This window comes from Nonomuraea africana (assembly GCF_014873535.1).
GTDB classification, from domain to species: Bacteria; Actinomycetota; Actinomycetes; order Streptosporangiales; family Streptosporangiaceae; genus Nonomuraea; species Nonomuraea africana.
The window spans coordinates 1,864,203-1,879,325 of sequence record NZ_JADBEF010000001.1 but is presented as its reverse complement, the minus strand read 5'-3'; the positions used below and the strand labels follow the sequence as shown (position 1 = coordinate 1,879,325).

9 protein-coding genes and 1 pseudogene are annotated in these 15,123 nt (G+C 70.0%); 6 read left to right on the top strand and 4 right to left on the bottom strand.

The features are described from left to right. Positions 1-36 precede the first annotated feature (36 nt). Positions 37-4,086, top strand: coding sequence for a glycoside hydrolase family 38 N-terminal domain-containing protein (locus tag H4W81_RS08615; protein ID WP_318781617.1), 4,050 nt, complete (start codon positions 37-39; stop codon positions 4,084-4,086). 114 nt (positions 4,087-4,200) lie between these two features. On the opposite strand, the pseudogene H4W81_RS46855 reads toward H4W81_RS08615, so the two are convergent. Further along, positions 4,201-4,402 (bottom strand): annotated as a pseudogene (locus H4W81_RS46855) (IS5/IS1182 family transposase); the annotation flags it as partial. Positions 4,403-4,665: 263 nt separating this feature from the next. Between H4W81_RS46855 and H4W81_RS08610 the strand changes: the two are divergent. From H4W81_RS08610 to H4W81_RS08585, 5 genes are all read left to right on the top strand, one after another. Continuing rightward, the gene (locus H4W81_RS08610; RefSeq protein ID WP_192774303.1) at positions 4,666-5,604 is read left to right on the top strand and encodes a cyclase family protein; all 939 of its coding nucleotides are present in this window, start codon (positions 4,666-4,668) and stop codon (positions 5,602-5,604) included. A 551-nt stretch (positions 5,605-6,155) separates the two neighbouring features. Further along, positions 6,156-6,695 (top strand): transposase, encoded by a 540-nt coding sequence (locus H4W81_RS46850; RefSeq protein ID WP_318781616.1) that lies wholly within the window; start codon positions 6,156-6,158, stop codon positions 6,693-6,695. Between the two features lie 329 nt (positions 6,696-7,024). Next, a complete protein-coding gene (locus tag H4W81_RS08595) occupies positions 7,025-7,372 on the top strand; it encodes a hypothetical protein (protein WP_225958513.1) in 348 nt (115 codons plus the stop codon). Position 7,373: 1 nt separating this feature from the next. Next, complete coding sequence (locus tag H4W81_RS08590) at positions 7,374-9,782, top strand: DUF4132 domain-containing protein (protein ID WP_192774300.1); 2,409 nt, start codon at positions 7,374-7,376, stop codon at positions 9,780-9,782. A gap of 14 nt (positions 9,783-9,796) precedes the next feature. Continuing rightward, positions 9,797-11,854: a DUF4132 domain-containing protein gene (locus tag H4W81_RS08585; RefSeq protein ID WP_192774299.1), complete on the top strand. Its 2,058-nt coding sequence runs from the start codon at positions 9,797-9,799 to the stop codon at positions 11,852-11,854. A 127-nt stretch (positions 11,855-11,981) separates the two neighbouring features. Here the strand turns inward: H4W81_RS08585 and H4W81_RS08580 are convergent, their stop codons facing one another. The 3 genes from H4W81_RS08580 to H4W81_RS08570 all read right to left on the bottom strand — a co-directional run bounded on the left by H4W81_RS08580 (position 11,982) and on the right by H4W81_RS08570 (position 15,118). Further along, the gene (locus H4W81_RS08580) at positions 11,982-12,464 is read right to left on the bottom strand and encodes a hypothetical protein (RefSeq protein WP_192774298.1); all 483 of its coding nucleotides are present in this window, start codon (positions 12,462-12,464) and stop codon (positions 11,982-11,984) included. Between the two features lie 126 nt (positions 12,465-12,590). Then, entirely contained in the window at positions 12,591-13,802 is a 1,212-nt protein-coding gene (locus H4W81_RS08575; RefSeq protein WP_192774297.1) for an acyl-CoA dehydrogenase family protein, read from the bottom strand. 110 nt (positions 13,803-13,912) lie between these two features. Further along, on the bottom strand, positions 13,913-15,118 hold the full coding sequence (locus H4W81_RS08570; RefSeq protein ID WP_192774296.1) for an MFS transporter: 1,206 nt from the start codon (positions 15,116-15,118) through the stop codon (positions 13,913-13,915). Positions 15,119-15,123 lie beyond the last annotated feature (5 nt).

Below are 15,123 nucleotides of genomic sequence, written 5' to 3'. Positions count from 1 at the left end.
CTCTTTGTCGGCTCTGTCCAGCGTCCCCTGCAGGTCGTGGCGGTGACCGTCGAGGGGCCCTCCGACGGCGAGATTCGCCTGCGCGTCGAAGGGCCCTCGGTGAGCACCCCCTCCCCCGCCACCGTCGAACGGCTGAACGCGGGCGAGTCGCGCCGCGTGGAGGTGGGGGTCGCGCTCGCCGCCCCCGTCACCGAGGGCGCGCCGAGGCCGGTGACCGCGATCGCGCTGTCGGGTGACGCCCGGATCGCGGTGGACGCGACGATCACCGCCGCGGTGCCCGGGTGGACGATGTGGATGATCTCCCACTTCCACTACGACCCCGTGTGGTGGAACACCCAGGCCGCCTACACCCAGAGCTGGTACGACGTGCCCGCCGCCGACGAGGTGCGCCCGAAGACGACCGTGTTCACCGCCTTCGACCTCGTCCGGGCGCACCTCGAGGCGGCCAGGCGCGACGACGACTACAAGTTCGTGCTGGCCGAGCTCGACTACCTCAAACCGCACTGGGACGCCTGCCCCGAGGACCGGGCCGACCTGCGGCGCCTCATGGCCGAGGGCCGGATCGAGATCGTCGGCGGCAACTACAACGAGCCCAGCACCAACCTCACCCATCCCGAGTCGACGATCCGCAACGCCGTCTACGGCATCGGCTACCAGCGCGACGTGATCGGCGGCGATCCGCGCAGCGCCTGGATGCTCGACGTGTTCGGGCACGACCCCTCCTACCCCGGGCTGATGGCCGACGCCGGGCTCGACTCCAGCGCCTGGGCGCGCGGGCCGTACCACATGTGGGGGCCGAACAAGCATGTCGGCGACAACGGACGGATGCAGTTCCCCGCCGAGTTCGAGTGGATCTCGCCCGACGGCAAGGGGCTGCTGACCCACTACATGCCCAACCACTACTCGGCGGGATGGGCCATCGACCACCAGGCCACCACCCTGGACGACGCGCTGCGGGTCGCCCACGAGCAGTTCGCCGAGATGAAGCCGGTGGCGGCCACCAGGAACGTCTTCCTGCCGGTGGGAGGCGACCATGTGGTGCCCTCGCGCTGGTGCACGGGCGTGCACAGGGAGTGGGCCGCCAGATACGTGTGGCCCAGGTTCACCATGGGGCTGCCGCGCGAGTTCTTCGCCGCCGTCCGGGCGGAGCTCGGCGAACGGCGGCCGCGCCCGCAGACGCGCGACATGAACCCCGTCTACACCGGCAAGGACGTGTCCGCGATCGACCTCAAGCAGGCGCAGCAGGCGGCCGAGATCGCCGTGCTGGACGGCGAGCGGCTGGCCACGCTCGCCTCGCTGCTGGGCGGGCGGTATCCGAGCGAGGCGCTGGACAAGGCGTGGCGGCAGCTTGCCTTCAACGCCCACCACGACGCCGTGACGGGGGTCGGCTCCGACCAGGTCTACCTGGACGTGCTGGGCGGGTTCCGCGAGGCGTACGAGCTGGGCGACCAGGTGCGGACGGCCGCGCTCGACCACCTGGCCGCCCAGGCCGACACCTCTGGCGAGGGGACGGCCGTGGTCGTCGCCAACACGCTGTCGTGGGCCAGGTCGGGACTGGCCGCGGTCCGGGTGCCGGGCGGCGGGCGGGTGATCGACGACAGCGGGGCGGAGGTGCCCTCGCTGACCGAGGGCGGCACGGTGACCTTCCTCGCCTCCGAGGTGCCCTCGCTCGGCTTCCGCGTGTACCGGGTGCTGCCGTCGAACGGCTCCTCGTGGACACCGCGGGAAGGGACGACGGCCGCCAACAGCGCCTACGCCGTCGAGGCGTCGGCCGAGGGCGCCCTCATCTCGATCGTGGACCGCAGGACCGGCCGTCAGCTCCTGCGCCCGGGAGCGCTGGGCGGCCAGTTCGTCCTGCAGGAGGAGCACGCCACCCATCCGGTCTGGGGTGAAGGCCCCTGGCACCTGCTCCCCAAGGGCGGCATGACGGCCGCGTCCGGCGCCACCGTCCGGGCCGAGAGCTCTCCCCTCGGCGAGCGCCTCCTCATCACCACCCGGCTGGCCGGACTCCGCATCACCCAGGAGGTCCTCCTCTGGCGGGGCGTGGACCGGATCGACTTCCGCGCCCACGTCGACGGCTCCATCGGAGAGAACCATCTGCTCCGTGTCCGCTTCGGCCTCGACGCGCCGGGCGCCAAGCCGGTCGCGGAGGTCGGCTACGCGGCGGTCGGGCGGTCGTTCGGCTTCCCCTCATCCGACACGGCCGAACACCTGTGGACCCTCGACAGCCCCGCCAGGACGTGGGCGGGACTGAGCGCCACGCTCAGGATCGTCGCGGGCGGCCTCGAGCAGGCCGTCGGCGTGGCGGAGGTGGTGGCCGACGAGTCCATGGACGACTCCGCGAGAGCCCTGCTCGCCGCCATGGCCGCGCAGGGCGTCACCGCCACGCTGACCAGGCCCGAGGGGCAGCGGTACGGCTCGCTCGACCTCGACTCGAACCTGCCGGACGTGCGCGTCGTGCTCGGCGACAACGCGGTCGCCCGTGCCGTGCTCGACGCAGCGGACCCGGCCTATGCCGCCGAGCTGGCCAGGACCGGAGCCGTGCTCGTGCCCCCTGCCGGGACGGTGGCCGACACGTGGGTGCCGGGCGCCGACGTGCGCGGCCCCCGCGACCTGCCCACGCTCATCGCCACAGCGGCGCTGCACGTGCGCGAGGGCGTCATCGAGGTGGACCAGCGGGTGCCCGGCGTGCTGGAGCCGTACCACGGAGCGTCGGTCGCGCTGCTGAACAGGGGGCTGCCCAGCTTCGTCGCCGAGACCGACGGCACGCTCCATCTCTCCCTCCTGCGCGCCTCCACCGCGTGGCCGAGCGGCGTGTGGCTGAACGAGCCCCACCGCAAGGCCCCCGACGGGTCCGCCTTCACGCTCCAGCACTGGAGCCATACCTTCCACTTCAGCCTGGTCTCCGGACATGGCGACTGGCGGGGGGCCGGTTTCGTCCGCGCCGGACAGGAGTACACCCACGAACTCCTCACCCGCGTCGCCCCCGCCCATCCGGGAACGCTGCCCGCCCGGCTCAGCCTCGCCTCGGTCGAGCCGGCCTCGGTGGTACTGACCGCGCTCAAGCCCCGGGGCAACCCGATGGCCTCGGGCGGGTCCGGCGAGATCGACCTCGCGGCGGGGCTCACCCTCCGGGCGTACGAGTCGGAGGGACGCGGGACGCGGGCGCGCGTGCGGGTGTTCACCGGGCTTGGCTCCGGTGAGGTCAGCGACGTGCTGGAAGCTCGATCACTGACCTCGCTGGAGATCGTGGACGACGCCGCCGAGGTGACCCTCGCCCCCGCCCAGATCGCCACCCTGGCCCTCTCCCCTCTCCCCACCCGGCCCGCCACCACCGCGGATTCCCCGCCGAGCCCCTTGCCCTCTCCGCCCCTCGGTCCCACCACCGAGCCCGCGCAACCGGTGTTCAGCCGCTACTGGCTGCACGACAAGGGCCCCGCCCCCATGGGCTATCTGCCGGTCGCCGTCCACCTCTCCCCCTCCCAGGTACGGCTGGCAGGCCCTGGCGACAGCGCAGACGTCACGCTCACCGTCGCCTGCTCCACCCGCCCCGCCACAGGAAAGGTCGAACTGCTCCTCCCGCCAGGACTGACCGTCGAGGCTCCACCGCTCGACTACCACCTCGCGCCCGGTGATCACGCCTCGTACACCCTGCGCGTCTCCGGCACCGACGGGGTCCGGCACCTGGCCGCCAGAATCGACGACGACCTCGCCCAGACCGTGGAGGACACCGTCGCCGTCATCGTGGGCGGGGCCTCGGCCACCCTCCCGATCAAGGCCGACGTCGAGCCCGGCGAGGTACGCCTGCGCCCGGGCGAGTCAGGCGAACTCGTTCTCCGCCTGGAATGCCTGATCCATGGGGAGGTGCGCGGCGAGGCCCAGCTCCTCTCGCCGTACGGGACCTGGGACCTCGCCTCCCCGTGGACCCAGGGCTTCGCCGTGGGGCCTGACGCGCCCGTCATCCTGCGTTACCCCGTCCACGCGCCGGAATCGGCGCGCCGCGGAAGTCACTGGTGGGCCCTGGTGAAGGTGGCCTGCTTCGGCCACCTCCACTACACCCGCGCGATCCCGATCGAGATCGTCTGACGGTGGACCCTGGCGGTGGAGACCCCCTGCTGGAGCCATCCTTCTCGCTTGACCCAGTCCGTGTTCGCAGCCACCTGCTTTGCTGCCCTTCTGCGACGAGGGTGGCTGTCGGTTGTTATCCCTGGTCAGCTGCTTGAGGCGGGTGCCATCCAGAAACCCAGCGGAGCACCATGACGGCCTGTTTGAAGCACCCCGATGCTCGCCGGTTCCTGCGCGTGCCGACCCTCTGGCGGCGCTGCCGCAGCAGGTGCGACAGGTGCAGCACGGTCTCCCGGCGGACGTCGAGCACGGCGGTATAGGTGATACCGGACGACAAGTGAAGCCTCTCGCTTGAACGTGATCTCTTTGCAAAGACCAGTTCTAAGCGCCTATCCAGAAGTTCTGCGCGTAACGGGTGGTGAGATCGCCGAGGCGGATGGGGATTGACATGGGCCTCGCCGGGGGTTGGATCGAGGTTGCTCACACCGTCTCTCCGGCCCCGGCGAGGTCATATCAAAGGAGAGGGCGGGATACCCTGCCTGCGGTGCCTCGAACCACGTGACCGGAGGAGTCGATGCTGGGATGACGGCAGGGCGACCGATGCCCACACAGGACGACGTGCTCGGGTACTTCAACACGCTGTCGAACTGGGGACGGTGGGGCGACGACGACGAGCTCGGCACTCTGAACCACATCACCGACGACGTCCGGCTGGCGGCGGCGCGGGCCGTGCGCCACGGCAGGAGCGTGTCGTGCGCATGGGAGGTTGCCGTACCGCAAGACATGGAGCGGTCGACGACGACGTGCCCGTGCGCCGCCGACATGCCGGGTGCCGAGGACATGCCGGTACCCGCATTCCACGCCGACCGACGCTGGGGCTTTTCGTCCGAGCGGCTCGGCATCACGTTCCACGGCAACACCCTCACCCACGTCGACTCGCCGTGCCACATCTTCTGGGACGGCACGATGTACAACGGGCGGTCGCACTCGTTGGTCGACGCCGCAACGGGATCGGCGTGGGCGGCCGTCACGGCGGCGGCGAACGGGATCATCACGCGTGGTGTCCTGCTGGACATTGCGAGGGTCCGCGATGTGCCGTGGTTGGAACCGGGGCAGGGTGTGTTTCCCGACGATCTCGAGGAGGCCGAGCGTCGCCAGGGTGTGCGGGTGCGATCCGGCGATGCGGTACTCCTGCGGACCGGCTATGGCCGCGTCCGGCACGAGGCCGGTGAGGCCAGCGGTTTCACGCAGGCCGGCTGGCACGCGTCCTGCCTGCCGTGGCTGCATGAACGGGAGGTTGCGCTGATCGGCGCTGACACCCCCCAGGACGTTCAGCCGTCGGGATACGAAGACGTGTTGATGCCGGTTCACGCCGTGAGCCTCGTCGCGATGGGTCTGTGGATGCTCGACAACTGCGACCTGGAGGTGTGCGCGACGACGGCTGCCGAGCTCGGCCAGTGGGACTTCCACCTCGCAGTCGCGCCGGTCCGCTTCGCCGGTACGTCCGGCAGCCCGGTAAACCCGATCGCCACATTCTGACCGCGGTTCACGAGGGGGGTGCGACGCCATGAAGGACCCGGCCCGCACCTGGAACGCGGTCGTGGTCGGTGAGGACACGCCGTGCTGGTCGGGAACCAGGCGGCACGAGCGCCTCAAGGCGGGGTGTTGCAGCGTGCGATAGCTGCCGGCCGGACTGACGTTGGATCCGCCGTCTGGCCGTCCGCCCCGATCAGGACCGAGCGGCTCGTGCTGCGCGAGTCGCAGGCTCGGGATCGTGTGGCGTTCGTCGAGCTGTTCGACTCGTCGGAGGCGGGTGCCTACGTCGGTGGTGCTCGGCCGCGTGAGGAGAGCCGATAGTCGTTAAGTACTCAGACCGCGAACGGCCGCTCGATGCGTCTCGCGGCGAAGATGGCCTTCACCGAGGTGGGGATGTTCGAGGAGTACGGCGCCGAGCAGTGGTTCGATGTGCGGTTCGCACGCCCGGTAGCGGCCGATTGCTGACACCGCACCTGACCTGGGAAAACCGGGGTGACAGCGTGAGTGACAGCCGCGAGGGCTCTGTCACTTAACCGCCTCTGACCTGGGCAAACGTGAGTGACAGTGCCCCCGGGACTGACAAGCCCTGCGACTGTCCACCGAGGCGACCCACGACCCTCCGGAGCTGGAACATCCGTTCGAACAATGCGAGCGCTTTCTTCTCCTTCGATCTTGACTCGCAATCACGAAGGATCTGTGAGTCTGACAGTGGCGCTGAGAGGTGGAGCGCTGCCAGGCTCGGTGTCGGCGTCATCACCGCTGCCCAATGCTGGGTGTCGTGGTCCGGTCCCGGTCGCTTTCGCAACGAGGCCGCCTTTGCCGCCCTGGCCGGCGTCAGCCCCATCCAGGCCAGCAGCGGCAAGAACACCCGCCATCGCCTCAACCCGCACGGAGATCGTGCGCTCAACCGCGCCCTGCACCACATCGCCCTCACCCTGCAGCGATGGGATCCTGAAACCCGTCAGTACGTGGCCAAGCGCATCAGTGACGGCAAGACACGCCGTGAAGCGACCCGCTGCCTCAAGCGCTACCTCGCCCGCAAGATCTATCGCGCGCTCGAAACCGGGCCACACGCCGTCCCGGAAGCGGCTTGACAAACATAGAAGCGTCACGCGATGGCCGTCTTCATTTCACGACGCCACGCCTGTCACCAGCGAAACTCGTACACCACGTCTGTGGACGCAACCCTTCCGGGCACCGACAGATGTACTGGGTCCGTCGAGGGATGGCTATCCAGGAGATCTGGGGCACCTCACACCGTCCAGCAGACCCATCGTCGATCATGTGCGGCGGTATGCCCGCCGTCACCGACGTTTTGTCGCCGGGCGCTGCTATAGATTGCGCCATCACCTGACATTCGACAGAAACAGGGCTTTCAATGGCATCGGTAGTGTTTCGCGATGAGACGGCGACAGGCCGGGCCTTGGAGGAGTTCTCCCTGCCCGATCTGCCGGAGCGGATCTCGGCCCGTGAGCTGGTACGGCTGCGCGTGCGCGAAGAGGTGGCCCGCTACAACGTCGCCCCTTCCCACCACTTCCGCGGCCTGGTCAAGCCGAGTGACGCCGAGGCCGAGCTGAACGGCTACCGGATGCGCACCGCCCGCAGGCTTGACTGGGAGAAGCAGGCCGACGCCGCCGAGGCCGCGTTCGCCCGCAACGGCTACCTGCTGCTGATCGGCGACCGGCAGATCGAGGACCTGGACGAGACGATCGACCTGACCGTCGACCCGGTGGTGTCCTTCGTCAAGCTCGTTCCCCTGGTCGGAGGCTGACATGGGGGCTCTCGACGGGCTCCCTGCCGAACACCGCAGCTGGCTGGACGAACTCGACCAGGCCACCTTGGAGGTGTTCCGAAAGCTCGACGCCACCCTCACCCATGCCAGCGGCAGGTACCGGTATCCCGACAACGCCGAGCTGAAGCTGCTGACCAGCGGGTGGGGCGACACCGAGTGGCGAGCCACCGCACTCTGGATGCAGATGATCCTGCGCGCCGCCGACGGCAGCATGATCACCACACCGCTGCCGACCGCGCTGGCCCAACGCAGGCTGCGATGGACCGGCCGGGAGCTGGACCTGCTGTGGCGCACCGCCCTCACCCCGCCCGAGCAGCTCCGGATGACCGACACTCTCTACCGCATCCCGATCGCCGCGATCAAACGTCTGCCCCCCGCCGAGCGCGAACCGCTCCTGCCCCACCTGCGCCAGGCGCAGAAGGAGATCGACCAGCAGCCGTACACCTCCACGTGGAAGGCCAAGCGCGTGCTGGACAACCTGCTCGCCGAGCACCCCACCGACGACCCGGCCGACGCCGCACGCTCTGTGCTGCCCGACGGCGACGGCTTCGCCCGGCTGATGCTCGACGAGTACGGCAGGCGACTGGGCCACCCGGCGATGATCCCCCTGCTGCGGCACTGGACCACCGCCACGGCCGCCTCCCCCGACCTCAAGTGGACGGCGCAGATCGCCTTCCGGCTCACCCCTGAAGCCGTCATCCTGATCCGGGACATCCTCGGTCGGATCTCCGCCTACCGCGAGCAGTCCGAACAGCACCGCTACGGCAACTACACGCGGACCGTCGTCACCTACTTCCACGAGCGCACCGCCATCCTGCTGCGCGGCATGATCTGGACTCTCGACCGCATCCCCGCCCCCTGGGTTACCGGACTACTCGGCGACATCGCCGTGGCCACCGGCACTGGGATCGGCGGCTCGGGCGCCAACGCCCGCAGCGAACTGGTGGCCAACGCCGCGCTGGGCGGCCTGGCCCGGCGCGGCGGCCTGGAGGTGGTCGCCCAGCTCGCCCGGGTTCAGGCCAAGGTGCGTAAGAAGAACATCCTGGGCAGGGCGGACCGGATCCTGGAGGCGGTCGCCGCGCAGACCGGGCTGTCGCCCGAGCAGCTGCTGGAGCGCACCGTGCCCGCCTTCGGCCTCGACTGCGACGGTACCCGTACCGAGGACGAGCTGCGGCTCGATCTCAGCGGCGCGATCACCTACAACGGGCGCAAGACCATCCCCAAAACCGTCAACCGGGACCTACTCGCCGAGCTCAAGGCCACCGCCAAGGAGCTGAAGAAGGCGATCCCCGCCGAACGCTTCCGCGTCGAACGCGCCCTGGCCACCGAACGGATCTGGCGCTGGAGCGAGGTATGCGAGTTCTACCTTGACCACCCTGTCACCGGCGCTTTCGGCCGGACCCTGATCTGGGAGGTCCTCCAGGGCCCGGCCGGACTCCCGGTCCACATGGACGGCCTATGGGAGCTGACCGACCCGGCCGGGCGCCGCATCCAGCCCCGCCCCGACACCCCGGTCCACCTGTGGCACCCCATCTCCCACACCGCCGACCAGGTTCGCGCCTGGCGCGACCACCTGATCGGCCTCGGCCTGCGCCAGCCGTTCAAGCAGGCCTTCCGCGAGGTTTACCTGCTCACCCCGGCCGAGGAACAGACCCGCGACCACTCGCGGCGCTTCACCGGCCACCTGCTGCGGTACGGCCAGGCCAAGGCGCTGCTCACCAGCCGCGGCTGGACCGGGATGTCGCTGGGCCATTGGGGCTGGGTGTACGGCTCCGGCCAGGCCGACGCCAGCCGCGAGCTACCCGGCGGCATGGTCGCGCACTGGGAGTTCGCCCTGGACGAGCACTCCTACGACCGTGACGACGGCGGCACCGTCTCCGTCTGCGTCAGCGGGGAGCTGTGGTTCACCGACGACGACGGACACCGGGTCCCACTGGCCGAGGTTTCCCCGCTGGTGCTGTCGGAGACCCTGCGCGACGCCGACCTGGCCGTTGGTGTCACCTCCACCGGCCTGGACCCCTCCGGTGAAGGCGAATACTGGCAGTCCTACGGTTTCGGCGACCTGACCGAGACCGCCCGCATCCGCCGCGACGCCCTGACCCGGCTGCTTCCCCGCTTGGCCATCGCTGACCGCTGCGAGCTGCTTGACCGGTTCCTGCGCGTCCGCGGCGATCTGCGCACCTACAAGATCCATCTCGGCTCGGGCAACATCCTCATGGAGCCCAACGACGCCTACCTGTGCATTGTCCCCCGTGGCACCGGCGACCAGGTCTTCCTCCCCTTCGAAGAAGACGGCGGCATGCTGTCGATCATCATCTCCAAGGCCTTCCTCCTGGCCGCCGACACGACGATCACCGACCCGTCCATCACCCGCCAGATCCACCCGTGACAGGAAATATCAGCATGCACCTCTCCCCCCTCGCGGAACGCCTGCTCAAGCTGCTCAACGGTTCCGCGCCCGACGCCACCCACTGGCCGGTCACCTCCCAGCTGACCACCGCGATGGGTGGCAGGCCCGGTGACAGCGCGGTCGTCGACCAGACCTGGCGGAATCTGGTCGCCCCAGCGCGCGAGCTCGCCGACTACCTGCTGCGTGACGACCGCCTGCCCTTCGCCGTGCTGGTGGCTGCAGGGCTGGCAGGCATGGATCCGGAGGTGAGACCGCAGCTCGCCGAAGCGCTCGGTCCCATCGCGATCGCGGAGGTGGACCTGCTGCTCGGCTGGGACGTGGAGTTGCGCGCCCTGTTCGCCGAGGCGGCCCGGGCACCGGTCCTCGACGAACCGCGGCCGACCGGCTTGGCCGAATGGCTCGACGGCCTGCCTGGCTATCCCGCCTTCGCCCGCGTCGCCCTGGAGCAGGCCGAGGCCCGCGTCGCGGCGATCCAGACCGGCGAGATCCCTTACCAGGCGGACAAGGCGTTCGACAATTGGGAGACGAGAACTCTCGGGCGTGCCGTACGGCTCGCGCTCTACCGCGACGAGCGCTGGCTGCCCGCCCTGCTGGACCGGCTGCTGAACGGCGTCGCGGTCGCGCCCACCAAGGCCAAGACCCTGCCCTCCCAGGCCTTGCTGTTCGAGATCGCACGCGCGGTGGAGGACCACCCGACCCCCGAGGCGATCTCCTCATTGCGCGCCGCCCGCCAGATCACCCGGCACGCCGGGGTGCCCAAGCAGCTCGACCGCATGTTCAAGCGCATCGAGCCCGCGCTGGCCGAGCGGCTGGAGGTGGCGTTCCGGCTACCAGACGGGCGGGTACGGCAGGCGTTCGGCGAGCACGCGGCGGTGATCTCGATCGACGGCGAGCCCGAGCTGTCATGGTGGCACGGTGACAAGAAGCTCAAATCTGTCCCGGCGGCCGTCAAGCGGGAGCATCCCGAGGAGGTGAAGCGGCTGCGCGAGCAGGTCAAACTGGTTCAACAGCAGCAGACGACCCTGGCCAGGGCGCTGGAGGCGGGCTACACCGCCGAGAAGGCTCCGCCGTACCGGCAGCTGCAGGGTCACCCGATCGCCGAGCGGCTGATCTGGGAGTTCGAGGTCTCCCCCGGCGTGTGGCGCAGCGAACTGGGGCTGAACGTGCCGGATGTGCCGGTGCGGCCGTGGCATCCGGCCCGCGCGTCGGTGGAGGAGGTGCGGGCCTGGCGCGAGGTCGTGCAGGACAAGGAGCTGCGCCAGCCGTACAAGCAGGCTTTCCGCGAGGTCTACCTGCTCACGCCCGCCGAGAAGGAGACGCGCGACCATTCGAACCGGTTCGCCGGGCATGTGGTGGACTACCGCAGGCTCCGCGCGCTGTTCAAGGCACGGGGCTGGAAATCGAACTACCTGGGGCCGTGGGACGGCGGCTTCGACGGCGGCGACGGACGGAGGCTGCTGGCCGGTGGGCAGTGGCGGGCGACGCTGGAACACAACCTCTACGACGAGGGCTACGCGCTCACCGGGCAGGTCCTCTTCCAGCGGCTGGTCGAGGGCAGGTGGCACCTGGCGCCGCTGGCCGAGGTCCCCGCGCTGGTGTTCAGCGAGGCGATGCGGGATGTGGACCTGTTCGTAGGGGTCTGTTCGATCACGGCCGATCCCCGGTGGGCCGACATCGGGCCGGACGAGCTGCAGACCTATTGGCGGACCGGCTCGTTCGCTGCGCTTGCGCCTTCCGCCGAGGTGCGCCGGGACGTGTTGTCCCGGTTGCTGCCGCGCCTGGCCATCACCGACCGCTGCACGTTGACCGACCGCTTCCTGGTGGTCCGGGGCGACCTGCGCACCTACAAGATCCACCTGGGGTCGGCGAACATCCTGATGGAGCCCAACGACGCCTACCTGTGCATCGTCTCCGCCCGCGACCCCCACGCCGGACTGTTCCTGCCCTTTGAGGAGGACGGCCGGTTGGCGCTCATCCTCAGCAAGGCCTTTCTGCTGGCGAACGACACCGCCATCACCGACCCCTCGATCACCCGTCAGATCCGAGCCTGAGCCACGTACGGGAGACGCTGCCGTTCACTCCGCAACCGCAGGGCGCGTGGCCTCAAGCGCCCTGCGCGGATCATCCCAGGGGAAAGGTAATGGCTCCCGGCTCACCCGAGTGGTTGGCCAACGGGTTTCAGCCGCCTCCCAGGGTCTCGTGAAGGCGGCGGAGCTGGTCCTCTGTGGCGGGGGAATGGCCGGTGGAGACGAACGACAGCAGCCGCACCGCTTGACCTTCCCGCGCCGCGGCCAGCAGCTTGTGGTGCCCGTCGAGCAGGAAATGGAACAACCCCCAGTGCTCGCGGTCGGAGAAGTAGGGGCCGCTGATGTCCAGCACACCGAGCGCGACCGCTGTGCCGCTTTCGCCGGTGTCCGCGTAGCGGGCCAGGGTGGTCTGCTCCATCGTGGCCAGGGGCTGCATCGGAACGGCGAACTGGAACAGGCGATGCCGTTCGCCGATCGGCTGATCCCCGAGCCGGTAGTACGCGGTGTTGGCTGGTTCTGTGCCTTCCGGTTCGTCCAGACGGTCCTGGGTCCACAGCCGGGGCTGCTCAGCGGCGAAGTAGTCCTGCGGGCTTCCCGGCTCGACCAGGACCGGCCTTACCTCGAGCAGCATCACCAGGTAGTCGTCCTGCGGTAGGCGCGTGCCGAAGGCCTCGATCTGAGTGCCGATGGTCTGTCAGTAAGGGGGCAGCGTGGCGCAGCGACTGCGCTGCGCCACGCCAGCCCTCTGACGTGCTTATTCTCATCTCACCGGCAGGCCAGTGACCGCTCGGCCGATGATCAAGCGCTGGATCTCAGACGTGCCCTCGAAGATGGTGTAGATCTTGGCGTCGCGGTGGAAGCGTTCCACCGGGTGTTCGCGGGTGTACCCCGCCCCACCCAAGATCTGGATCGCCTGTTCCGTCACCCACACCGCCGTCTCCCCCGCCACCAGCTTGCACATCGACCCCTCCGCCTGCTCGAACCTCCGTCCGTTCCGCGCCATCCACGCCGCCCGCCACGTCAGCAACCTGGCCATGTCCACCCGCGTCGCCATGTCGGCCAGCAGGAACGCCACCGCCTGGTTCTCGCCGATCTTCCGGCCGAACTGCTCGCGTTCGCGGGCGTAGTCGCGGGCGTACTCGAAGCCCGCGCGGGCGATGCCCACCGCCATGGACGCCACGGACGGGCGGGTGGTCTCGAAGGTGCGCATGGCGGCCTGCTCCCCCGCCTTCTCCCCCTTGCGCACGCGGGCCAGCCGGGCGTCGAGCTTGTCCTGACCGCCGAGCAGGCAGGAGGCGGGGAGCCTGACGTTGTCGAGGACGACCTCCGCCGTGTGGGAGGCGCGAATGCCGTGCTTGCGGAACTTCTGCCCCATCGACAGCCCCGGCGTGCCCGGTGGGACGACGAACGAGGCCTGCCCGCGGGCGCCGAGCTCCGGGTCGACGGAGGCGACGACGACGTGCACGTTGGCGATGCCGCCGTTGGTGGCCCAGGTCTTCACGCCGTTCAGGATCCAGTCACCGGAGGCGTCCCGTACGGCACGCGTGCGGATGGCGCCGACGTCCGAGCCGGCGTCGGGCTCGGAGGCGCAGAAGGCGCCGAGCTTGACGTCGTCGGGGGTGCCGAACATCTGGGGCAGCCACTCTCCCATCTGCTCGGGCGTGCCGCCGGAGGAGAGGGCGGCCGCGGCCAGGCCGGTGCCGACGATGGACAGGCCGATGCCGGCGTCGCCCCAGAAGATCTCCTCGAACGCCACGGGCAGGGCCAGCCCGCTCTCCTCGAACCACTGGGTGGCGAAGAAGTCGAGGGAGTACAGGCCGATCTTGGCGGCCTCCTGGATGACCGGCCAGGGCGTCTCTTCGCGTTCGTCCCATTCGGCGCCTGCGGGACGGATGACGTCGCGGGCGAACTCGTGGACCCAGTTCCGCACGTCGACGACGTCGTCGCTGGGTTCCGGACAGAAGCCGGTCATGCCGCCACTCCTTCGTAGGCGTTACCGGTGGTAACACCGCTGACTTTACCCTCCGGCATCCCCCACCCGCTACCCCGCCCCGATCCGAGAACCACACTCCCGGGCCGATCTCACGCTCGGCGGCCTGCTGCCGCCGCCCTCGCCGTCAGCCAGGCCGACGCCAGCACCGCCAGGGCGGCCACGACCATGACGGCCGCCAGGCCGTACATCAGCAGATCGAAGTCGGCGAACGCGGCGGCGGCAAGCGGGCCGAGACTGCTGCCGACGGCCAGGAAGAAGGAGAACAGCGCCAGCGCGGTGCCGGGCGAACCCTCGGCGAGCGAGGCGATGGACTCGTTCAGCGCGGGCAGTCCCGCGGTGATCGCGGCGACGTAGCCGGCGAGCAGCAGCGCGAGGCCGACGGCGCCGGCGCCTGTGGCGCCGGTGACGGCCAGGGTGACGGCGGCGAGGAGCAGGAAGGCGATCGCCCGGACCGGCGCCGAGAGGCGCGCCAGCCAGGGCGTGAGCAGCGGGATCAGCAGGATCGACGGCAGCCCGCTGGCCCGCAGCCCGAGCAGCTCGCCGGGCGAGGTCACGACGCCGGACAGCTGCAGACCCGTGTAGACGGCCACGAAGCCGCCGAGCAGGACGAGCACGGCCAGGTAGCGCAGCGCGAGAGCGGGCTTCACCAGCAACGACGGCACCACCCGGTAGGTCGCCATGAGCGAGCCGTCGCGCTCGCGCGGCCGGTCGGGCGCCATGACGGCCCGCAGTCCGAGCCAGGCCAGCGCGAGCCCGATCGCGGACAGCACGAACAGGCCGCGCCAGCCGACGGAGCCGACCAGGAGCTGCCCGCCGACCTGCAGCAGGACGGCGGAGGCCAGGAACGCGCCGGTGATCGCGCTGATCGCGACGACCCTGCGGCGGGGCTCGACGCTCTCGCCCAGGTAGGCCATGCCGGCGGGCGGGAAGGTGGCCACCGCCACCCCCTGGACCAGGCGCAGTGCGATGGCCATGGCCGGATCCGCACTGATCGCCACCAGCGCGGTCGCCACCGCGGCCAGGGGCATGCCGACCATGAGGAGCCTGCGCCGGCCGATCCGGTCGGACAGCGGGCCGAACAGCAGGAACCCGACCGCGTAGCCGATGGCGAAGGCGGTGACCAGCCAGGTGAGCGCGCCCGGATCGGCGCCCCAGCCGTTCGCCATGTCGGGCAACAGCGGGATCACGACGTACAGCTGGCCGCTGACGAGCAGCGCGGTCAGCACGAACACGGTCAAGGTGGGGGCGAAAGCGGGTGTCACGGGGACGGCACGGCTCAACGTCGCAGTACTCATGAAAT

Bases quoted from the DNA above. Each gene is read 5' to 3' on its own strand.
- H4W81_RS08570 (WP_192774296.1), bottom strand. From the start codon at position 15,118: ATGAGTACTGCGACGTTGAGCCGTGCCGTCCCCGTGACACCCGCTTTC.
- H4W81_RS08610 (WP_192774303.1), top strand. From the start codon at position 4,666: ATGCCCACACAGGACGACGTGCTCGGGTACTTCAACACGCTGTCGAAC.
- H4W81_RS08585 (WP_192774299.1), top strand. From the start codon at position 9,797: ATGCACCTCTCCCCCCTCGCGGAACGCCTGCTCAAGCTGCTCAACGGT.
- H4W81_RS08590 (WP_192774300.1), top strand. From the start codon at position 7,374: ATGGGGGCTCTCGACGGGCTCCCTGCCGAACACCGCAGCTGGCTGGAC.
- H4W81_RS08575 (WP_192774297.1), bottom strand. From the start codon at position 13,802: ATGACCGGCTTCTGTCCGGAACCCAGCGACGACGTCGTCGACGTGCGG.